Source organism: Rugamonas sp. DEMB1 (assembly GCF_029834475.1).
Classification (GTDB): domain Bacteria; phylum Pseudomonadota; class Gammaproteobacteria; order Burkholderiales; family Burkholderiaceae_D; genus Rugamonas; species Rugamonas rubra.
Window position 1 is genome coordinate 4,703,840 of sequence record NZ_CP122407.1, and the last position, 20,493, is coordinate 4,724,332.

General features: G+C 68.1%; 22 protein-coding genes and 1 riboswitch. Of the genes, 12 read left to right on the forward strand and 10 right to left on the reverse strand.

Annotation, left to right across the window (positions count from 1 at the left end; all coding sequences use genetic code 11):
* Positions 1 to 7: 7 nt before the first annotated feature.
* Entirely contained in the window at positions 8 to 718 is a 711-nt protein-coding gene (locus QC826_RS21635; RefSeq protein ID WP_093386274.1) for an ABC transporter ATP-binding protein, read from the reverse strand.
* 52 nt (positions 719 to 770) lie between these two features.
* The gene (locus tag QC826_RS21640) at positions 771 to 3,257 is read right to left on the reverse strand and encodes an ABC transporter permease (RefSeq protein ID WP_279762377.1); all 2,487 of its coding nucleotides are present in this window, start codon (positions 3,255 to 3,257) and stop codon (positions 771 to 773) included.
* Between the two features lie 463 nt (positions 3,258 to 3,720).
* Here QC826_RS21640 and QC826_RS21645 point away from each other — a divergent pair, with 463 nt between their 5' ends.
* Positions 3,721 to 4,050 (forward strand): type II toxin-antitoxin system RelE/ParE family toxin, encoded by a 330-nt coding sequence (locus QC826_RS21645; protein WP_279762378.1) that lies wholly within the window; start codon positions 3,721 to 3,723, stop codon positions 4,048 to 4,050.
* Positions 4,047 to 4,394 (forward strand): DNA-binding protein, encoded by a 348-nt coding sequence (locus QC826_RS21650; RefSeq protein ID WP_279762379.1) that lies wholly within the window; start codon positions 4,047 to 4,049, stop codon positions 4,392 to 4,394. Before QC826_RS21645 ends, QC826_RS21650 begins: the two co-directional genes overlap by 4 nt.
* Before the next feature lie 93 nt (positions 4,395 to 4,487).
* On the opposite strand, the gene QC826_RS21655 is transcribed toward QC826_RS21650, so the two are convergent.
* The gene (locus QC826_RS21655) at positions 4,488 to 4,880 is read right to left on the reverse strand and encodes a hypothetical protein (protein ID WP_279762380.1); all 393 of its coding nucleotides are present in this window, start codon (positions 4,878 to 4,880) and stop codon (positions 4,488 to 4,490) included.
* A 313-nt stretch (positions 4,881 to 5,193) separates the two neighbouring features.
* Between QC826_RS21655 and QC826_RS21660 the strand changes: the two genes are divergently transcribed.
* From QC826_RS21660 to QC826_RS21695, 8 genes are all read left to right on the forward strand, one after another.
* The gene (locus QC826_RS21660) at positions 5,194 to 5,460 is read left to right on the forward strand and encodes a DUF4148 domain-containing protein (RefSeq protein WP_279762381.1); all 267 of its coding nucleotides are present in this window, start codon (positions 5,194 to 5,196) and stop codon (positions 5,458 to 5,460) included.
* 75 nt (positions 5,461 to 5,535) lie between these two features.
* The gene (locus tag QC826_RS21665; protein ID WP_279762382.1) at positions 5,536 to 6,960 is read left to right on the forward strand and encodes an efflux transporter outer membrane subunit; all 1,425 of its coding nucleotides are present in this window, start codon (positions 5,536 to 5,538) and stop codon (positions 6,958 to 6,960) included.
* 49 nt (positions 6,961 to 7,009) lie between these two features.
* A complete protein-coding gene (locus tag QC826_RS21670) occupies positions 7,010 to 7,141 on the forward strand; it encodes a hypothetical protein (RefSeq protein ID WP_279762383.1) in 132 nt (43 codons plus the stop codon).
* Positions 7,128 to 7,508: a MarR family winged helix-turn-helix transcriptional regulator gene (locus QC826_RS21675; RefSeq protein WP_279762384.1), complete on the forward strand. Its 381-nt coding sequence runs from the start codon at positions 7,128 to 7,130 to the stop codon at positions 7,506 to 7,508. Before QC826_RS21670 ends, QC826_RS21675 begins: the two co-directional genes overlap by 14 nt.
* 18 nt (positions 7,509 to 7,526) lie before the next feature.
* A complete protein-coding gene (locus QC826_RS21680; RefSeq protein WP_279762385.1) occupies positions 7,527 to 9,668 on the forward strand; it encodes an FUSC family protein in 2,142 nt (713 codons plus the stop codon).
* Entirely contained in the window at positions 9,637 to 9,858 is a 222-nt protein-coding gene (locus QC826_RS21685) for a DUF1656 domain-containing protein (protein ID WP_409567683.1), read from the forward strand. Before QC826_RS21680 ends, QC826_RS21685 begins: the two co-directional genes overlap by 32 nt.
* Before the next feature lie 34 nt (positions 9,859 to 9,892).
* The gene (locus tag QC826_RS21690) at positions 9,893 to 10,777 is read left to right on the forward strand and encodes a biotin/lipoyl-binding protein (RefSeq protein ID WP_279762387.1); all 885 of its coding nucleotides are present in this window, start codon (positions 9,893 to 9,895) and stop codon (positions 10,775 to 10,777) included.
* Positions 10,770 to 11,738, forward strand: coding sequence for a LysR family transcriptional regulator (locus QC826_RS21695; protein WP_279762388.1), 969 nt, complete (start codon positions 10,770 to 10,772; stop codon positions 11,736 to 11,738). The genes QC826_RS21690 and QC826_RS21695 overlap by 8 nt, the downstream gene beginning before the upstream one ends.
* Before the next feature lie 90 nt (positions 11,739 to 11,828).
* On the opposite strand, the gene QC826_RS21700 is transcribed toward QC826_RS21695, so the two are convergent.
* Both QC826_RS21700 and QC826_RS21705 read right to left on the reverse strand, forming a co-directional pair.
* Positions 11,829 to 12,368 carry an ester cyclase gene (locus QC826_RS21700; protein ID WP_409567684.1) on the reverse strand — a complete coding sequence of 180 codons (540 nt, stop codon included), beginning with the start codon at positions 12,366 to 12,368 and terminating at the stop codon, positions 11,829 to 11,831.
* A 115-nt stretch (positions 12,369 to 12,483) separates the two neighbouring features.
* Positions 12,484 to 13,230 (reverse strand): SDR family oxidoreductase, encoded by a 747-nt coding sequence (locus QC826_RS21705; protein WP_279762390.1) that lies wholly within the window; start codon positions 13,228 to 13,230, stop codon positions 12,484 to 12,486.
* Between the two features lie 220 nt (positions 13,231 to 13,450).
* On the opposite strand from QC826_RS21705, the gene QC826_RS21710 reads away from it, so the two are divergent.
* Positions 13,451 to 13,642 carry a type II toxin-antitoxin system CcdA family antitoxin gene (locus tag QC826_RS21710; RefSeq protein WP_279762392.1) on the forward strand — a complete coding sequence of 64 codons (192 nt, stop codon included), beginning with the start codon at positions 13,451 to 13,453 and terminating at the stop codon, positions 13,640 to 13,642.
* Between the two features lie 97 nt (positions 13,643 to 13,739).
* Here QC826_RS21710 and QC826_RS21715 read toward each other — a convergent pair whose 3' ends face one another.
* The 4 genes from QC826_RS21715 to QC826_RS21730 all read right to left on the reverse strand — a co-directional run bounded on the left by QC826_RS21715 (position 13,740) and on the right by QC826_RS21730 (position 18,046).
* Positions 13,740 to 14,057, reverse strand: coding sequence for a hypothetical protein (locus tag QC826_RS21715; RefSeq protein ID WP_279762393.1), 318 nt, complete (start codon positions 14,055 to 14,057; stop codon positions 13,740 to 13,742).
* Between the two features lies 1 nt (position 14,058).
* Positions 14,059 to 14,748 (reverse strand): thiol:disulfide interchange protein DsbA/DsbL, encoded by a 690-nt coding sequence (locus QC826_RS21720; protein ID WP_279762394.1) that lies wholly within the window; start codon positions 14,746 to 14,748, stop codon positions 14,059 to 14,061.
* A gap of 137 nt (positions 14,749 to 14,885) precedes the next feature.
* Complete coding sequence (locus tag QC826_RS21725; protein WP_279762395.1) at positions 14,886 to 15,815, reverse strand: cobalamin-binding protein; 930 nt, start codon at positions 15,813 to 15,815, stop codon at positions 14,886 to 14,888.
* A 239-nt stretch (positions 15,816 to 16,054) separates the two neighbouring features.
* Positions 16,055 to 18,046 (reverse strand): TonB-dependent receptor, encoded by a 1,992-nt coding sequence (locus QC826_RS21730; protein WP_279762396.1) that lies wholly within the window; start codon positions 18,044 to 18,046, stop codon positions 16,055 to 16,057.
* 84 nt (positions 18,047 to 18,130) lie between these two features.
* Positions 18,131 to 18,365, reverse strand: a riboswitch (cobalamin riboswitch).
* 157 nt (positions 18,366 to 18,522) lie between these two features.
* On the opposite strand from QC826_RS21730, the gene QC826_RS21735 reads away from it, so the two are divergent.
* Positions 18,523 to 19,341: a class III extradiol ring-cleavage dioxygenase gene (locus QC826_RS21735; RefSeq protein WP_279762398.1), complete on the forward strand. Its 819-nt coding sequence runs from the start codon at positions 18,523 to 18,525 to the stop codon at positions 19,339 to 19,341.
* A gap of 75 nt (positions 19,342 to 19,416) precedes the next feature.
* Here QC826_RS21735 and ylqF read toward each other — a convergent pair whose 3' ends face one another.
* Complete coding sequence (gene ylqF, locus QC826_RS21740; RefSeq protein WP_093386235.1) at positions 19,417 to 20,364, reverse strand: ribosome biogenesis GTPase YlqF; 948 nt, start codon at positions 20,362 to 20,364, stop codon at positions 19,417 to 19,419.
* Positions 20,365 to 20,493 lie beyond the last annotated feature (129 nt).

A 20,493-nucleotide genomic window follows, 5' to 3' on the forward strand; every position in this document is an offset into this window, starting at 1 on the left:
GGACTCCTTAGGGTTCTTGGCGCAGACGGCCGGCGGCCATGGTCAGCGTGCGGCCACAGCGGGCGGCGATGTTCAGGTCGTGGGTGACCAGCACCAGCGTCGAGCCGCGCTCGCGGTTGAGGGCGAACATCAGCTCGACGACGGCGGCGCCGGTGGCGGCGTCCAGGCTGCCGGTGGGCTCGTCGGCCAACAGCAGCGGCGGCTCGGTGACGAAGGCGCGCGCCAGCGCGACGCGTTGCTGCTCGCCGCCGGACAGGTACTTGGGATAGTGGCCCAATCGGCTCGACAGGCCGACCCGCGCCAGCATCGCCTCGGCCCGGGCCTGGGCGTTGGCGTGGGTGAAGCCGCGCAGCTCCAGCGGCAGCATGACGTTCTCCAGCGCCGTCAAATGGGCCAGCAGCTGGAAGGACTGGAAGACGAAGCCCAGGTTGTTCTGCCGGAAGACGGCGCGGCCGTCCTCGTCGAGCTTGAAGATGTCGACGCCCTCCAGCGCCACCGTGCCGTCGCTGGGCGTGTCCAGGCCGGCCAGGATGCCCAGCAGGGTCGACTTGCCGGAGCCGGAGGCGCCGACGATGGCCAGCGTCTCGCCGGCCTGCACGGCGAAGTCCACCTCGTGCAGGATGGTCAGCTCGCCGGTGGCGTCGGCCACCCGCTTGGACAGCTGGCTGACCGCGATGGCCGGGCGCAGCGCGGCGCGGTCCAGGTTCATATTCGTCATGGGTGTCCCTCGTGTTGGTTCATCTTGGTTTTCTGCGGGTGGTTCATCCGGTTCAGGCCTGGCGCAGGCTGTGCAGCGGCGGCAGCTTGAGCACATGGCGCAGGCCGAACCAGCCGCCGGCCATGGCGCAGACGGCGCCGGCCAGCAGGCCGCCCAGCCACAGCGGCGCCGACCACTGCCACTCCAGGTGGAAGGCGTAGCGCGCCAGCGCCCAGCTGGCGGCGCTGGCGCCGGCGGCGGCCAGCAGGCCGGCCAGCGCGCCGGTCAGGCCGTGCTCGACCCACTGCGCGCGCGCCAGCTGGCGCCGGGTGGCGCCCAGCGCGCGCAGCAACGCGGCCTGGCGGCTGCGCTGGTCCTGCGCGCCGGCCAGCGCGGCGTACAGCACCATCAGGCCGGAGGCCAGCGTGAACAGGAACAGGAACTCGACGGCGTGGCTGACCTGGTCCAGGGTGCGCTGCATCTGCTCGATGAAGGCGGCCACGTCGAACACGCTCAGGTTGGGGAAGTCGCGCGCCAGTTGGTGGGCGAAGCGTTTGTCCTGCGGCGGCACGTGCAGCGCCGCCGCGTAAGACAGCGGCAGGCCGGCCAGCGAGTCCGCATGCGTGTCGAAGATCATGCTGGCGCGGCGCTGGCGCCAGTCGACCTTGCGCAGGCTGCTCACGCGCAGCGTCAAGTCCTGGCCGGCGACGTCGAAGGTCAGCTGGTCGCCCAGCTTGAGCTTGAGCCTCTGCGCGGTCTTCTCCTCGACCGAGACCTCGCCGTGCCGCTGACCATACCAGGCGCCCGCCGTGATGCTGCTGGCGGCGTCCAACAGGCTGGTCTGGCCGATGTCGAATTCGCGCTCCAGGCTCTCCTTGGCCTCGGCGCCGGTGCCGCCGTCGACCGAGGCGCGGCCGTTGATCAGCGTCAGGCGGCCGCGCGTGCTGGCGCGCAGCTCGGCTTGGCCGACGGCGCGCATGCGCGCCTCGACGGCGTCCCTCTGCTCCGGCTGGATGTTGACGACGAAGTGGTTGGCGGCGCCGGCCGGCGTGGCCAGGCGCCAGGAGGCCAGCAGGTCGGCGCGCACCACGGTCAGCAGCAACAGGGCGGTCAGGCCCAGTGCCAGCGCGACGATCTGGGCGACGGTGGCGGCCGGACGGCGCAGCATGTCGGTGATGGCGAAGCGCCAGGCCGGCTGGCGCAGCAGCGGCCGGGCGCGGCGCAACAGGCGCAGCGCCAGCCAGGCCAGCAGGCCGAACAGCAGGCCGCCGAGCAGGAAGGCGGCGCCGCCGGCCAGGCCGAGCGCGACGTCGCCGGTCTGCCACAACAGCAGCGCGGTGAACACGCCCAGGCCGAGGCCGTAGCCGGCCAGGCTCAGCGCCTTGGGCGCGCCGGCGTCGCCGCGCAGCAGGCGCACGTGGGAGGTGTTGCGCAGCTGGAGCAGCGGCGGCAGGGCGAAGCCGACCAGCAGCACCAGGCCGGTGGCCAGGCCCTGCAGCGCGGGACGCCAGCCTGCCGCCGGCAGGGCGGCGGCGGCCAGCTTGCCGAGCCACTCGATCAGCACGAAGTGGGCGGCGAAGCCGCACAGCACGCCGGCCACGCTGCCGGCCAGGGCCACCAGCAGGAACTCGAGCAGGTACAGGCGCAGCACCTGGCCCTGCGCCATGCCGAGGCAGCGCAGCATGGCGCAGGCGTCGACGTGGCGCAGCATGAAGCGGCGTGCCGCCATCGCCACGGCGACCGCCGCCAGCAGCGCCGACAGCAGGCCGACCAGCGAAAGGAATTGCTGCGCCTGCTCCAGCATGGTGTTGGCCTCGGAGCGGCGCGACTCGAACGATTCGATCTGCACGCCGCCGCCCTGCGCCGTGGCGCTGCGCGCCTTGGCCCATTGCGCGTAGCCGGCGACGGCGGCCGGCTCGCCGGCCAGTAGCAGGCGGTGGGTGGCCAGCGCGTGCTGTTGCAGCAGGTGGGCGGCGTCCAGGTCGGCGCGCGCCATCATCACGCGCGGCGCCAGGTTCATGAAGGCGGCGCCGGCGTCCGGCTCGCTGGCGATGCGCTCGGCCACCAGCAGTTCGCTGTCGCCGATGCGCAGGCGCGCGCCGACGCGCAGGTTCAGGTTCAGCATCAGCGCCTGGTCGACCCAGACGGTGCCGGGTGTGGGCAGCGCGGCGGTGGCCACGGCGGCGTCGCCGCGCGCCAGCGTCAGCTTGCCGCGCAGCGGGTAGCCCTCGCCCACCGCCTTCAGCGCCACCAGCAGCGAATTGGTCTGCTCGCCCTCGCCCGCCACGGCCATGCTCAGCATGGTGACCGTGTCGGCCGCGCGCAGGCCGCGGCGCAGCGCCTCGGCGCGCCACTCGGGCGCCAGCGGCTGCTCCGACTCCAGGCGCAGGTCGGCCGCCAGGGTCTGGTGGGCGTCGCGGTTGAAGGCGGCGCCCATGCGGTCGACGAAGAAGTTGACGGCCGATAGCGCCGCCACCGACAGCGTCAACGCCGCCAGCAGGAAGCGCAGTTCACCGGCGCGCCAGTCGCGCAGGGTCATTCTCAGCGAGAGTCGGAACATGGTGGTCCAGATGATGACAGGAGCGGGCAGTATGCCTGCGTCCGCCGCCGGCCACCCCGGCCGTGCGATGGAAGGTGACTAGGCGCGATGGGCTGCAAATTTCGGGGAGTGGATGGCTGCGGCGCGTCGCCTCGACGTCGGTCGGCGCCCGCACCGCTAGACACTCGCCCAGCGCGCTAGGCGGCCGGGCGCCGCTGTGCACCAGGCCGCGCGGTGGGTGGCGGGCAGCAGCGCCATGCCTATACCGGCGACGCAGCAGCCCAGAATGGCGTGGCAGCAAGGCCTGCTCATGACTCAGCCCAACAGAGTCTTGGCTGCATTTGATGAAAAACAGACCTTCCTTTTACTTGAGTTAACCCAGGATCTTTTTCCGTCTAATGTGAAGAGAGGCACTGCACGAGCGGCGGTCACACTTCAGCGGAAATCAGCTTGATCCGCGCATGATTTTGGACGAGTATTCTACATGTATCGCATTCGACATTATCTGACCTCGGGCGGTAAGAACACCTACCTGGAGTGGATGCGAACCCTACGCGACGTAGGAGTGAGAACCGCTATTGATCGTCGCGTGAACCGCATCGAATCGGGCAACTTCGGCGACCAAAAATACTGTCGCGACGGGGTATGGGAACTAAGAATTCATACCGGGTCTGGATTCCGCGTGTATTACGCCATCGATGGACGAGAAGTCATCTTGTTACTGTGTGGGGGAGGCAAACAGTCGCAAAGCTTCGACATTGCCCGCGCATGTAAGTACTGGCTGGATTGGCAAGGACGGGAGAGACAGCAATGAAAGATACAGGACACGACGAGGCCATGGCCGAGCTACTGCGTGAAGATCCCGGCTACGCGATCCAATTGCTCAACAGCATACTGACGGACGGCGAACCGGATGAATTGCAAATCGTTTTGAGGCAGATGGTGTTAGCGGCCGGCGGTGAAAGCAGGGTGGCGGAATTGGCCGGCTTCAGCATCCAGCAGCTCCACGCAACTCTATCGCCGAGCACGCCGCTCGCACTCTGGGACTTAGTCGCGGTATTGAAAGCAATTGGCCTGCGCCTCGCAGTGCACGCTACGACCACACAGGCGATGGAATTACCTCCCCAGCCTGCCAAGACGCACACGCCCCAGCTTTAACGCTGACCATAGAACGCCAGCCCCTGCGGCGGGTGCGCGAACGCGGGCGGCGCGGCCGTACCGCCCGGCCGTTCCTGCGCACCTACCCCGGCCTCAACGGTGGTGCTTGCCGCCCTCGGCCGCCGCGTCGAAATCGACCTCGACGCCGAGGTCGAGCAGCGGTATCGATTCGATGTGGTCGACGTCGATGTCGGCGCCGTCCGGCGCCGCGTTGTCGCCGTCGGCGGCGGCGCGCTCGCCGGTGCCGGCGGCGTCGGTGTCGCTGTCGAGGTAGACGTCGGGCAGCACGCCGCCCACTTCCATATCGTCGTCGCTGCCGCGCCCCAGCGCCGGGTCGAGCTCCGGCGCCAGGCCGGCGCCGCCGTGCACGTCGCTGCCGCTGTCGGAACTGTCGCTCGGACCGAGCGCGCCCGTGCCGTGACCGCGCCCCAGCGTGCGGTCGGTGCCAACGGGAATGTTGGCGGGGTCTAGTGTGCTGCCGGACATGAAGGCCTCCTTCTGTGCGTCATGAAATTGCGAAGCTTCATTTGAACAAGCCCCGCGCCCGCCGTCGGTGCGCCAGCTCGCGTAAATTGCTATGTGCCTGATAGTAATTTTTTATTTTACAAATGTACTATTCAGAGATATAGTATCTACATCCAAACGCGATACAGGGCGCCCAGCGCCCCGGACATCGCGTCGGAAGCAAGTTCGACGACCGGTAGGTGGCAGTCCGGCCAACAAGTCCGTAGCCACAAAGCCTTTGGCAGGCCGTTCCGCAGCGTGCGGGCGCCGCCCTTACCTCATCAGGAGAAACACCATGAACAGCAAACACCTCATCGCCGCCCTCGTCACCCTCGCCGCCGCCGGCAGCGTCTTCGCCCAATCGGCACCGGCCGGCGACAAGGCCGCCAGCGACACCAAGGCCGTCAGCGGCAACCAGGTCGAGTATCCAAAGGCCGCCGCCAGCGGCGTGACCCGCGCCCAGGTGATCGCCGAGCTGCTCGAAGCGCGCAAGAACGGCACCATCCCCGAGACGGAAGCCGACTACGACGTCGCCCAGACCAAAAAGCACTTCGCCAAGTAAGCCGCACCAGTAAAGAGCCGCCCGCCCCAACCCGGCAGGCGGCCCATTGACACCCTCTCCCACCCAAACGCCGCCATGACACTGATCCGCACCTTGACCGCCACCGCCTTGACGCTCGCCCTCGCCGCCTGCGCCGACATGGGCCACGTCAAGCCGCAGGCGCAGCAGCTCAAGCCGGCCGCGCTGAACGCCGGCGGCGCCATCGCCGCCGCCGACGGCAAGGCGGCATGGCCGACGCAAGCCTGGTGGGAGAGCCTGCACGATCCCCAATTGAACCGCCTGGTCGAGGCCGCGCTGGCCGACAACCCCGGCCTGCACGCCACCCAGGCGCGGGTGCGCCAGGCGCGCGCGCTGGCCGGGGTGGCCGAGGCGGCCACGCTGCCCAAGGTCGACGCCAACGCCAGCGCCGACCGCGAGCTGTACTCGGCGCACAGCACGGTGCCGGCCCCGCTGGCCGGCAACTACGCCTGGAAGAACACGGCCGCGCTGTCCGGCTCCTACGACCTGGACCTGTGGGGCCGCAACCGCGACCTGCTGGCCGCCGCGCTGGGCGAGGTGCAAACCGTTTCGGCCGAGTCGCAGATGGCGCGGCTGGCGTTGCAGTCGGCCATCGTGCGCAGCTACATCCAGCTGTCGTTGGACTACGCGCTGCAGGACACCATTGTCGCCAACCTGGCGCAGCGCCAGCGCATCCTCGAGATCACGCGGCGCCGCCAGGCCGCCGGCCTGGCCAGCGACATCGACGTGAGCAGTATCGAGACCACGCTGCCGGCCGGCCGCCGCGACCACGAGCAGATCGGCGCGCAGATCGCCCTGCTGCGCAACCAGTTGGCGGCGCTGATCGGCAAGGGACCGGGCGACGGCGAGGCCATCGTCCGGCCGACGCTGGCGCTGGACCACGCGGCGGCGCTGCCCAGCGCGCTGCCGGCCGAGCTGCTCGGCCGCCGGCCCGACATCGCCGCCCAGCGCTGGCGCGTCGAGGCGGCGGCGCAGCGCATCAAGGCGGCGCGTGCCGACTTCTACCCGAACATCAACCTGGCCGCCTTCGCCGGCTTCCAGTCGATCGGCTTTAGCCACCTGCTCGACAGCCATTCGGCCATGCGCGGCGTGACGCCGGCGATCAGCCTGCCGATCTTCGAGGGCGGCCGCCTGCGCAGCCAGCTCGGCGCGCAATCGGCGGCCTACGACGGCGCCGTCGAGCAGTACAACGCCACCGTGGTGCAGGCCCTGGCGGAGGTGGCCAACGCCGTCACCCGCGCCGCCTCGGCGCGCGAGCAGGAACGCCTGAGCCGGCAGGCGCTGGCCTCGGCGCGGCGCGCCCACGCGCTGGCCGAAAAGGCCTGGCGCGCCGGCATGACCGACTCGGTCGGCGTCATCAACGCCCACATCGCCCTGCTCAACGAGGAGCAGCAGCAGGCGCAGATCGTCGGCCGCCAACTGGACAACTACGCCGAGCTGATGGCGGCCCTGGGCGGCGGAATTAAACTGGATTTGCCGTGAAGCTTAGATAGTACAATCAAGCCTTTCGAGACAAGCAGAGGAGAAGGCGATGAGCAGTTTTGAAGCCACAAAAAAGCGCCTGCAAAATATCCATGCACGTATGCCGGACTTCCCGGAAGACATGGTGCGCCTGTTACGCATGACCTACCACATCCAAAAACGGATGAATGAACCTGAGTAACGCGGCGCTGCGCAAATACGACCTGGTCGACGCCAGCTACATGGTGCTGGCGGTGCTGTACGGCTCGGACGACGAGACCTCGACCGCCTCCACCTTGGGCGAGGCCTGCATGGAAAAGCCGGCCAACCTGACACGGGTTTGCAACGACCTGGAGACGCAGGGCCTGATCGTGCGCGGCAACCGCCCCGGCGACCGCCGCTGCGTGATGATCTCGCTGACCGACGCCGGCCGCGACCTGGTCGCCCTGGTGCTGCCGGAAGTATGGCGAAGCACCATGCGCGCCTATGAAGGCTACAACGCCGACGAAGTAAAACAACTGGAATCCCTGCTCAAACGACAGCTGGACAACCTCGAAAACGCCACCTAGCAAAGCCCGCCGACCACCATGACCCCAGCGCCCTCCGCCCCACCATCTTCCCAGGCCACGAGAGCGCTCCAGTGGGTCGGTGCGCAGGCACGCGACTGGCGCGGCAGCGAGGGCGAGCGCCTGATCTTCGTCGCCAAGACCATGCTGGCCGCCTTCGGCGCGCTGTGGCTGGCCTTCCGCCTCGGCCTGGATTCGCCCAACACGGCGATGACCACCACCTTCATCCTGGCCCTGCCCAGCAGCGGCATGGTGCTGGAAAAAAGCTTCTACCGCCTGCTCGGCACCCTGGTCGGCTGCGCCGGCGCGCTGCTGATGATCGCCCTGATTCCGCAACAGCCGGTGCTGCTGTTCCTGGTGCTGGCCGCCTGGGTCGGCCTGTGCACCGGCGGCGCGGCGATGTACCGCAACCAGCAGTCCTACAGCTTCGTGTTGGCCGGCTACACCGCCTGCATGATCGCCATTCCCGCCATCGACAATCCGGCCGCCGTGTTCACGCTGGCGGTGACCCGCGTCAGCGAGGTCGGCCTGGGCATCATCTGTGCCGCCGTGGTGCACGACACGCTGCTGCCGCGCCACCAGTCGAAACAGGTGATGCGCACCGTGCAGGCGCGCTACAGCCGCTTCCTCGGCTTCTGCCAGGAGGTGCTGCAGGGCCGCCTGACGCCGGCCGAAACCGAGCTGACCCACCTGCGCTTCGCCGCCGACATCGCCGCCCTCGAATCGGGCCGCGCCGCCGCCTTCTTCGAGGCCGCCCACGCCCGCTCGCACACGCGCCAGCTGCACGCCTTCAACGGCGCCTTCATGGCCGCGCTGACCACCTTCTACACGCTGCACCGGCTGCTGCACCGGCTGCGCACCGGCCCGGCCGGTCCGGTGCTGGCGCTGGTCGAGCCGCTGCACGCCACACTGGCCGGCGCGCTGCGCGACGACGCCAGCGTCGCCAGCCTGGACCAGGTGGGCGCCCGGCTGGAACAGCAAATCGTCAACGCCCGCGCCGCGCTTGGCCAGGTCGAGCGGGCCTGCCGGATCGACTTCGACACCGCCGTCGAGCTGCTCGAACGCTTCGCCCGCGACATGCGCGCCTTCGTCGCGTTGTACCACGGCCTGACCCAGGCCAAGCGGCAGCAGGTCAGCGAGCCCATCGCCTACAGCCCTAAGACGCCGCCGGCCATCGTCGTCGGCAGCGGCGTGCGCGCCGCCAGCGCCCTGCTGGCCGCCGCCGCCGCGTGGTACTGGCTGGCCTGGCCCTACGCCGCCAACGCCATGCTGATGATTACCGTGTTCAGCGCGCTGGCCTCGTCGTCGCCACGGCCGACGATGATGGTCAAGCAGGTGCTGATCGGCTTTTTGGTCTGCTGGCCACTGGCCTTCTTCACCGAGTTCTTCGTCGTCATCCACGCCAACGACTACCCGATGCTGGTGCTGGCCGCGCTGCCCGTGTTCGTGCTGGGCGCCTACCTGACCACCGATCCCAAACGCGCCGGCATCGGCGTCGGCATCAGCCTGTTCGCCGCCCAGGTGGTGGCGCCGCTGAACCTGATGCACTACGACGTCAACGGCTTCTTCAACACCACGCTCACGCTGGTGCTGGGCGTGGCGGTGGCCTACGCCATCTTCGCCGTGGTGCTGCCCGAGCACACCATGGGCCAGAAGGACCACATCGCCGAAGCCCTTTGGCGCGAGGCGCTGGCCACCTGCAAGGCGCCGCTGCCGCAGCTCAAGCAGCGCTTCGACAACCGCGTGCGCGACCTGCTCAACCAGCTCAACGCGGCGGCCGGGCCGACGCCGGGCAAGGCGGCGCGCGCCGTGGTGCGCCAGGGTTTGACCCTGCTCGAGCTGGGCCACTCGGTGATCGAGATGCGCCAGCTGGTGGCCACCTCGCAGCTGCTGGCGGTGCGCAACGCGCTGGAGCTGGCGGTGGACATGCTGGCGCGCTACCTGCGCGCGCCCACGCCGGCCAGCTGCGCGGCGGCGCAGTTCGCCCTGCTGCAGGCCGGGCCGACGCTGCGCGCCGAGCTGCCGGACGCCGGCCCGGAACGCGAGCAGCGCCTGCGCACCGCGCTGATCGACCTGCATTCCATTTACACATCCCTGCGCGACCAGATGGCGCAGTTTCCAGGAGAAGCACATGCTACCAACCGTCCACACCATGCCGCGTGAGCTGGCCGTTTTCGGCGTGCTGCTGCCGACCATCCTGCCGCTGTTCCTGTTCAGCCTCGTGCTGCAGGGCGCGCTGGACTGGGTGCTGGGCCGGCTCGGCCTGTACCGCCACCTGTGGCATCCGGCGCTGGTGCGCATGTGTCTGCTGGTCTGCATCTTCGGCCCGCTGATCGCCACGCTGTACACCTAAACCAGAACCCAACCTTTCTACCGGAACGCCAAACGTGAACGCATCCAAGATCATCCGCCACTGCATCACCCTGCTGCTACTGGCCGCCGCCCTGTGGGTCGGCCGCAGCGCCTGGGACCACTACATGGAATCGGCCTGGACCCGCGACGGCCGCGTCAAGGCCGACGTGGTCAGCATCGGCGCCGACGTCGCCGGCACGGTCACCGAGGTGCTGGTGCGCGACAACGAGCTGGTGCAGCAGGGCCAGGTGCTGTTCGTCGTCGACAAGGCGCGCTACGAGAACGCGCTGGCCCAGAGCGAGGCGGCGCTGGCCGCCCAGCAGGTGGAAAAGGGCCGGCGCGCCAAGGAGGCCGGCCGCCGCGCCGGCCTCGATAGCAGCATCGTCTCGGCAGAGAGCCGCGAGACGGCCGAATTCGCCGTCGGCACCGCGTCGGCGCAATACCAGGCGGCGCTGGTGGCGCGCAACATGGCGCGGCTGAACCTGGAGCGCACCGTGGTGCGCGCGCCGGCCGCCGGCTATGTCACCAACCTCAACGTGCACGTCGGCGACTTCGCCGCCGTCGGCGCCGCCAAGCTGGCCGTCATCAACCGCGAGTCGTTCTACGTGGTCGGCTACTTCGAGGAGACCAAGCTGCCGATGCTGGCGCTGAACGACCCGGTGGAGATGCGCATGATGAGCGGCGGCGCCGTGGTGCGCGGCCACATCGAGAGCATCGCCCACGGCATCACCGACCGCGACGCCAGCACCGGCCGCGAACTGCTGGCCGACGTCAACCCGACCTTCAACTGGGTGCGCCTGGCGCAGCGCGTGCCGGTGCGCATCCACATCGACCAGCTGCCGGCCTCGCTGCAACTGGTGGCCGGCACCACCTGCACGGTGGTGCTGACGCCGCACGCGGCGGAGGCCAAACATGGTTAATCCCGAGCACAAGAGCGGCATCGACCGCTTCGGCGTGATCCGCCTCTTCCTCGACGCCGCCCAGCTGGGCAGCTTTTCCGCCGCCGGGCGCAAGCAGGGCATGTCGCCGGCCGCCGCCAGCGCCTGCATCCAGCGGCTGGAGGCCTCGCTCAAGGTCAAGCTGTTCGAGCGCACCACGCGCCAGCTGCGGCTGACCGAGGAGGGCCGCGTCTACCAGCACTTCAGCGAACAGGCGCTGGTGCTGATGGTCGAGGCGGAGGCCAGCCTGCACGCCGGCAGCGACGTGGTGCGCGGCACCGTCAAGATCTCGGCGCCGTCGGACATCGGCCGCAATGTGCTGCTGCCGATACTCGACGCCTTCCGCGACCTGCATCCCGAGCTGCGCTACGCGCTGGTGCTGACCGACGCCACCTCGAACCTGGTGCAGGACGATATCGACCTGGCGATCCGCTACGGCCAACTGCCCGACAGCGACATGGTGGCGCGCCTGTTGGCGCCGAGCCGCCGCGTGGTCTGCGTGGCGCCGGCGCTGGCGGCGCGCGTGGGACTGCCGCAAACGCCGCAGCAATTGGCCGAGCTACCGGCCATCGTGCTGGTGACGCCGCTCGGCGCCATGAACGAGTGGCGCTACACGGAGCCGGCCACGGTAGCCGCCGACGCCAGCGCCGGCGACAAGGCGCCGGGCCGCCGCGCCCAATCGGTGCGCGTGCAGCACTACAACCAGAGCAACGACGGCGAGATCGTCCGCAAGTGGGCGGTGGCCGGCCGGGGCTACGCCTACAAGTCCATCCTCGACATCGCCGACGACCTGCGCGCCGGCCGTTTGCAAACGGTGTTGGACGACTACTTCACCGACAGCGCGCCGCTCAACCTGCTGTACCACCGCAACCGCTTCCAGCCGCCGCGCATCGCGCTGCTGATCGACTTCCTGCTGGAGCGCTTCGGCCAGCTGTCCACCTAGCCCCACCCCGCAATGCGGCTGAAAGGGGTCAGACCCCGAGGGGTCTGACCCCGGCCTCCGGGGTGCGGGGTCAACGCTCAACCATGCCGCCTACTGCTGCAGCACGCCCATCTGCTGCAACAGCGTCAGGTTGTCCTCCAGATGCCAGTTGTCGGCGATGCGGCCTTTCACCACGCGGTACAGGTCGAAGGCCTGGAAGTCGATCGCCTGGCCCTTGCCCTGCACCTTGCCGAACTGCCCGGTGAAATGCCCGGTGAAGTGCAGCCGCACGGTGACGCGGTCGCCGGCGGCGACCATGTCGCTCACCTCCACTTTCAGATCGGGCACGGCGCTGCGGAAGGTGCGCGAGGCCTGCAGCGGGCCGGCCGTGCCCTGCTCGCGGCCGGGCGGCAGCGTGCGGTCGGTGAAGTCCACGGCCAGCGCCTGCTCGGCGTAGGCCGGATCGCCGCTGTTCCAGAAGGCGGCGTAGCGGCGCGCCGCCAGCATCACCGCCTCCAGCTCGGGCGACGGGGCGGCGCTGGCGATGTGCTGCGGCACGGGCAACACGACATCGCTGGCCAGCACGGTCATCGAGACGGCGGCCAGCACGGTGGCGCTCAGCACGGGGAGCAGCGGGGATTTGTTGAACATGATGGAGTCCTGGGTGGGTGGATGGAAATCGCATTGTCATGCTTCCACCCAGGATTGATAATGCAGCCGAGTTTTGAATCATCTTCTTGTTTTTATTGAAGATGACGGCGCAGGCCTAGCGCGCGCCGGCGGCGTCGATAAACGTGCCGCTGACGTAGGAGGCGGCGGGGCTGAGCAGCCACAGGATGGCCTCGGCCACCTCCTCCGGCTGGCCGCCGCGCCCCATCGGCACCGAGGCCGCCATGCGGGCGACGCGGTCCGCATCGCCGCCGCTGGCGTGGATATCGGTATAAATCAATCCCGGCCGCACGCAGTTGACGCGGATGCCCTCGGCCGCCACCTCCTTCGACAGGCCCAGCGTCAGTGTGTCGACCGCGCCCTTGGAGGCGGCGTAGTCGATGTAGACGTTCGGCGAGCCGACCTTGGCCGCGCCCGACGAGACGTTGACGATGGCGCCGCCCTGCCCGCCGCTGGCGGTCGACATGCGGCGCACCGCCTCTTTGCAGCACAGGAAGTAGCTGATGACGTTGGTGGTGAACACGCGCTGCAGGCGCTCGGCCGACATCTCCGTCAGGCGGCACTGGGTCTCCAGGATGCCGACGTTGTTGACCAGCGCGGTGATGGCGCCGAGCTGGGCGTCGACGCTGGCGAACAAGCGCAGCACGTCGGCCTCGACGCCGACATCGGCCTGCACCGCGATGGCCTCGCCGCCCTCGTCGACGATCTGCCGGCGCAGCGCCTCGGCGGCGGCGGCGTCGCTGCGGTAGTTGATGCAGACCGCGTAGCCGCGCCGGCTGGCCAGCAGCGCCGTCGCCGCGCCGATGCCGCGCCCACTGCCGGTAATCAGGATCACTTGTTTCATGCCTCGCTCCATGCTCGATTCGTCAAAGCGGAAATCATAGCAAGGATCGGATGGTAGCGACTACATACCCGGTCCGGTTCGGGCTAGCGCCGTTGTCGATATGGCGCGGGACATGATCAACCTTCAATGTAAGTCAACTCGGCTCCATCCCCCAACCGCGCGGACGCAAGGTGGATCGCGCTATAATCGTCGTGAGTCCCCACTCCGAACCGGAGCCAATATGAAACGATTTATGTTTCGTTCAAGCCAACAAAACTCAAAAATGTACCCATCTGCAAGAATTCCGGCGGTCTCTCCTCCCGGCGAGCCGACAGCCGGTAATTGGAACGATGAGCACGCTGCTTTTCTAGCCGAGTACAACAAGCTCATTGAAGCGGAAGGCGTAGCGTTGGAAGAGTTCCGCTTGTTTTGAAATGGCGCGATTTGATATCCATCGCAACACCGCAGCATCAAAGGAAAAGCCCGCATCAGCGGGCTTTTCCTTGCATGGCAAACGGCGTCGGCGTGGACTACGGCCGCACGTGCGTCAGCGCGTAGCCGACGTGCTGCCACCAGTGCTCGCGCGAGTGGACCGACTTCAGGCACTTCTTGTCCAGCTCGCCCTTGAACACCGGATCGGCGCACATCGCCGTGTACAGCGCGTTGCGCTGGTTCTCGGCGTTGATCAGGGCGATGGTCAGCCAGAAGATCAGCCCCAAGGCCAGCACCAGCACGCTCCAGGCGATGTGGTTGATGTAGCTACGCTCGTACAAGTCCTCGATGTTGGGTTCGGACTCGCGGTACATCTTCATCACGCCCTTTTCGACGTCGTTCTGTTTGTCGCTCATATTATTTCTTGGCCGCCTTTGGAGCCGCCGCCGTTGCGCCGTTCTTTTCCTGGTTGGCCTTGGCCACCAGCGCGTCCATCACCTGGAACAGCGCCGCGTGCGCCGCCGGCACCGGCTTGCCGACACCGGCCATGGCCGGCGAGGTGACGTAGTGGCCGTCGACGACGATGCTCGGTGCGCTGTCCAGCTTGTACTGGCCGATCAGCTGCATCGAACGCTTCATCTTGGTTTGGACCGCGAAGGAGTTGAAAAATTCCAGATACTTGGCCTTGTCGACGCCGTTCTTGACGACGAAGTCGAGCAGCGCGTCGTCGGAGTTGAGGCGGTTGCGCTCGACGTGGATGGCGCGGAAGATTTTTTCGTGGATGCCGCTGTTGAGCAGGTTCATCGCCTCCAGCGTGATGAAGGCGTGCGCCTGCGGGTCGGTCAGGCCGTTGGCCATGTGCAGGCGGCGGAAGACGATCTTGTCGCCCTGTTGCTTGACCCAGTCGGCCATCGCCGGCTCAAGCACGTTGCAATGGGGGCAGTGGTACATGAAGACCTCGACCACTTCGATCTTCTTGCCCGTGTCGGCGCGCACCGGCGTGTCCAGCGTCAGGTAATCGGTGCCGTTTTTCGGTTCGGCGGCAAAGGCGCCGGAGGCGGAGGCCATGAAGGCGACGGAGACGAGCAGCAGACGCAGAAGACGCATAACAAAATCCTTGTTCGATGGGGTTGGCACACGCTGTGGAAAACAATGGTGCGATCGCCGCGAGATTACCACTTTTTTCGCGACGTTTTCAGGCTTGGGCGCAAAAATCGGCGATTTGGCGCCAAATTAAGCCGGCTTTAAGGGCGGCGGGCGCGCGCCAGCTCCAGTTTCTCGCATAGCTGGGCGGTGCCGTCGGCCATGCGCGGCGTGGCGCGCGCCATCAGGTCGCCGCTCAACTCGAACAGATTGCCGCGCTGTAGCGCCAGCATGCCCTTGTACGGACGCCAGATCGCCAGCCCGCTGTCTGTCGCGCTGTCGCCCTCGTGGCGCTCGCCGCCGACGATGGCCTCCGGGTTCTGCTGCACCACCGCCTCGATGCCGACCGACGGCGCCAGCACCTTCAGGCCGCCGAACACGTTGCGCCCGCCGCACAGGCGGATCGCGTCGCCGACGATGTGCTCGTCGTTGAGGGTGTAGAGCGGCTTGTCCCAAATCTGGTAGAACAGCCGCACCGGCGGGCGCTGCGCGTACTTGGCGCCGAGCGCGGCGATCTTCTGCCGGTAGTCCTTGGCGGCGGCCTGCGCGGCCGGCTCGGTGCCGAGCAGCTGGCCGAGGCGGATCAGCGAGGTGGCGATCTCGTCGAGCCTGGCCGGCGCGCTGTAGTAGATCGGCAGGCCCAGGCTTTTCAGTTGTTCGATCTGGCGCGAGCTGTTGCCGCCCTTCCAAACCACCAGCAGGTCGGGCTTGAGCGCCAGCACCCGCTCCAGGTCGATCTGCTCGTTGCTGCCGACCAGCGGCAGGCGCTTGGCGGCGGCCGGGTAGTCGCTGAAGTTCATGCCGCCGACCACGCGCTCGCCGCCGCCGGCGGCGAACAGCAGCTCCGTGATGTGCGGCGCCATGGCGATGACGCGCTGCGCCGGCTTGGCCAGCGTGACGGTCAGGCCGGCGTCGTCGCGCACAGATATGGCGGCCGGCGTGGCGGCGTGGGTGGCGGGGCTGAGGATGGCGGTGCAGAGCAGCGCGAGCGGGGCCAGCGCGCGGGCGCGGGAGGGAATAGGATGGGACATGGTGGCGGTCTCCAAAAAGAGCTGTTCGTCGCAGGTCGGCGGGACGCCGGCCCCGCTTGCTTGAGCTACACCCAAGGACGAAAACCAAGGGTCAGACCCTAGGGTCTGACCCTGGTTCGGCGCATTTGGCTGGTTTTAGCGTTCCTGGCGCTTTAATTGAACGGCATTAGGGTCAGACCCTAGGGTCTGACCCTGGCGCTACGCCGTTGGGTGGATTTTCTAAGAGCTGGGTCGCGGACTTAGAAGTCGTAGCGGGCCGATACCTTCATCTGGCGGCCGGCACTGGTGTAAATGCCGCCACGGCAGGCGTAGGCCTGCGAGAAGTACTGCTTGTCGCCCAGGTTGAGGGCGGCGACCGCCAGTTCCCACTGGCCGAACTTGCGGGCATAGCGCGCGTCGAAGGTGGTGAACGAGGGCATGCGCGACGAGCAGCTGTTGGTGAAGTCGTCGCCGTAGCGCTGGCTGTCGACCCACTGCGCGCCGAAGTCGGCGCTTTGGCCGTCGGCCGGCGTCCACGCCAGGCGGGCGCTGAGCACGTTCTTCGGCACCAGGATCATCTCGCGGCCGGCGTTGGCGCCCTCGGTGAAAGTGGCCTGCACGTGCTGGTAGTGGCCGCTGACGGTCCAATCGGCGGCGACGACAACGCTGGCGGACAGCTCGACGCCCTGGCGCTTGGTCGGGTCCAGGTTGGTGTTGGCGCCGTAGCCGATGGTTGGATCGTAGAACAACTCGTTGCGCAGCTTGTGGCGGAACACGGCGGCGGTGAACTTGCGCTCGGCGTTGCCGTAGCTGGCGCCCAGCTCCAGGTCGTGCGAGGTTTGCGGCCGCAGCGGCGTGTTCAGCTTGGGCGTCAGCGCGTTCTCGTCGGCGTTGGCGACGCGGTAGCTCTGGCCGGCCTTGGCGTAGGCGGTCAGCAGCGGCAGTACCGTGTAGCTGCCTTGCAGGTCCCAGGCGTTCAGGCCCTGGGTGTTGTCGTAGCGGGTGGTGCCGAAGCCGATCGGATCGGCGAAGCCCTTGTCGAACAGCTCGCGGCGCACGCCGGCGGCCAGGCGGCCGTCGTGGGCGGCGTCGAAGCGGATCTCGTCGCGCAGGTAGATCGCCTTGGAGCGCTGGGTCGCCTCGGCGGCCGACGACGGGAAACCGGCGTAGCTGCTCTTGGTGTCGCGTTCCCAACGGGTCAGGTCGATGCCGGCCACCAACTCGTTGAGCATGCCGCCGACATTGCCCAGCTGGCGCAGACGCGGCGAGAACTGGGTCTGCTTGCTGTCGTACTGGGCGGCGAAGATGTTGGCGCCGCTGCCGTAGCTGGCCTTGACGGTCTTCTGCCGGTGCGACAGTTCCGCCGCCAAGTCGAACGTGCCGACGCGCTGGCTGATGAAGGCGGTGACGCGGTCGCTATCGAGCGAGCCGAAGTCGTCCGGCGTCTTGGTCTGGCGCGGATTGGTGTCAAACTCGCTCATCTTCAGCGAACCGGCGAAGCGCGAGTCCTGGCGCAGGCTGTCAAGGCGCACGCCCATGCGGCCGGCGGCGGTGAACCATTGCGCGCCGCCGCTGAAGTTGGTCTGCTTGTAGTCGTTGTTGTCGCGGTAGTTGTCGGTCTGCTGGGTGCCCAGCGTGGCGTCGAGGGCGAAGCCGTCCCAGGCGCGCGCCACCGAGCCGCGCGCTTCGCGCTGGCCCTGCTGGCCCACTTCGGTGTAGACGCTGCCGCTGCCGCGCTTGCTGGTCGGGCGTTTGGTGACGATGTTGATGACGCCGCCGGTGGCGCCCTCGCCGTACAGCACCGAGCTGCCGCCACGGGTGATCTCGATGCGCTCGACGGTGTCGATGGCCACCGTGGTCAGCACCGCGTTGAGCAGTTCGTTCTCGGACAGGCGCACGCCGTCCAGCACCACCACCATGTTCTGGCTGCTGGCGGCGCCGAAGCCGCGCAGGTCCAGGCTGAAGTCGGGGCCGCCGTCCAGGCTCTGGCGGCCGTACACGCCGCCGATCTTGCGGATCGCCGAGTTGACGTCGTTGATGCCGGCGCGGCGGATCTGGTCGGCGCTGATGACGGTGGCGCCGATCGGCGCGAAGGCCGGGGCGCTGTCGAAGCGGGCGCCGGTGATGACGATGGGGGCCAGCGTTTGCGCCACGGAGGTTTGCGCCACGGCGGGGGCGGCGGCGAAGCACAGCGCGACGGCGGCGGCCAATGGCAGGGACGCCGGCAGGCGGCGGGTAGCGGAGAAGGTCATGATGGATCGTTTTCGAAAAAGGCATCCGCCTGCGTCCCCGCAAGCCGGAATGGAACGGAAGGCGCCGCCACGGACTGCTCCGCGCGGCGCTCCCACCTGTCTGGCCGGTATCCGGGCTGGCAAGTCGGACCGCCTCACCTTCCTATGCGCACGCATAGTGGTCGTCGAGACAGCCTGCCGCCCGATTGCGCGGGGCGGCGCTTGCGTTACCGTTGCGGGGGCAGCACACCTTGGCCGAGCTTGTTGGCAGCGGCCTTGTGTTTCCCGTTTAACTGCGCACGTGGTCACATGCGCGGGCACCAAAACGCGGGCATTATACCGCCGGGCACGCCTGCGGCATGACGGATTTCGACAACAGACGGTGGCGCCGGCGCCCGACATCATTCATAAAAAGTGAACGATGCATATAGTTTTACCCGATTGATTCACATCTATTGAATGACTATGATGGGGACATCACTTCACGGAGCGCCACCATGTCCAGCACCCTACTTCCCACCTATTTCCTGTCCCACGGCGGCGGCCCCTGGCCGTTCATGAAGGAACAGGTCGGCAGCACCTACGACCAGCTGGAGGCCTCGCTGCGCGACATTCCGCGCCAGCTCGGCGTGACGCCGAAGGCCGTGCTGGTGGTCACCGCGCACTGGGAGGGGCGCGACTTCCTGCTCTCGGCCGGCGCCAAGCCGCCGATGATCTACGATTATTCCGGCTTCCCGCCACACACCTACCAGATCCACTACGACGCGCCCGGCGCGCCGGAGTTGGCGGCGCGGGCCAAGGCGCTGCTCGACGGCGCCGGCCTGCCGGCGCAGCTGGACCACGAGCGCGGCTTCGACCACGGCACCTTCAGCGCGATGTATCCGGTGTATCCGCAGGCCGACGTGGCTATCGTGCAGCTCTCGCTCAAGCACGGCCTGGACCCGCTGACCCACCTGCGCGCCGGCCGCGCGCTGGCCGCGCTGCGCGCCGAGGGCGTGCTGATCGTCGGCAGCGGCTTGAGCTTCCACAATCTGCGCGCCTTCAACGCCAGCGGCGCGGCGGCCTCGCACGCCTTCGACCAGTGGCTGCGCGAGAGCATGGCGCTGCCACCCGGGCAGCGCACGGCGCGATTGATGGAATGGGAAAGCGCGCCGGCGGCGCGCGTGGCGCACCCGCGCGAGGAGCATCTGCTGCCCTTGATGGTGGCGCTGGGCGCGGCCGAGCAGGAAACGGCGACAGTGCCCTACCACGAGGACAAGTTCTTCGGCGGGCTGGCGGTGTCGAGCTTCCGCTTCGGCGCGGCGGCGCCGGGGTGATGCCAGCGGCCGGGCGCCAGGGTCAGACCCTCAGGGTCTGACCCTCGAGTCACGCCGCCGGGCTGCGGTGCCGGACTAGCTGCCGCGCTTGCCGTTGGCGGCGGCGCGCGCCTTCTCGGCCGCCAGGATGGCGGCCTTTTCGGCCTTGGCGGCCATCTCGGCGGCGTGTTCGGCCAGCAGGGCCTGGCGCGTCTCCGGCGTCTCCAGCGAGATGCGGCCGAGGATGCCGCTGCGGTAGTCGCCGAGGAAGGTGTGCGAGGCCTTCTCGAAGTCCAAATCGCCGCCCTTCTGGCGGAAGCCGCGCCGCGCCGCCACGCCCTCGACCACGGCGATGCCGTCCATGCCCTCGGTCTTGAAACCGTAGCGCGTCGCCAGCAGGGCCGGATAGCGCTGCAGCAGCACGTCGGCCAGGAACACCGCGACCTCCTCCTCGATCAGCGCGTTCGAGCCGATGGCGTGGCTGGCGGCCAGCATCAAGCCGTCGCTCGGCAGGGCGATCTTCGGCCACAGCATGCCGGGCGTGTCGACCAGGATGGTGTTCTTGCCCAGGTAGAGCTTCTGCTGCTGCTTGGTGACGGCCGGCTCGTCGCCCACCTTGGCGACGCGCTTCTTCAACAGCGCGTTCATCAGGGTCGACTTGCCGACGTTGGGAATACCCATGATCATGATGCGCAGCGGCTTGGTCGGCACGCCACGGTGCGGCGCCAGCGACTTGGCCAGGTCGGGAATGCGCGCCACCTCGGCCGCCTTCTTGGTGGTCATGGCGTAGGCGGTGACGCCCTCCTGGGCGTTGTAGTAGGCCACCCAGGCCGCCGTGGCGGCCGGATCGGCCAGGTCGATCTTGTTGAGGATCTTCAGGCAGGGCCGCTGGCGGAACAGGCGCAGCTCCTCCACCATCGGGTTGCAGCTGGCCTCGGGCAGCCGGGCGTCGACCACCTCGATCACCAGATCGGTGTTCTCCATCTGCTCCGCCGCCTTCTTTTTTGCGGCGTTCATATGCCCCGGATACCATTGAATTGCCATGCTATTGCCTTCAAAATCGTTCTATCAATCCGCTATTTTACCTGCTGCCCCCGGCGCCAACCAGAATTGCCGCCGGCCGCCCCTCTTTCACCTGTATAGATTTGGCGCAGACTCGGATATGATGGGGCA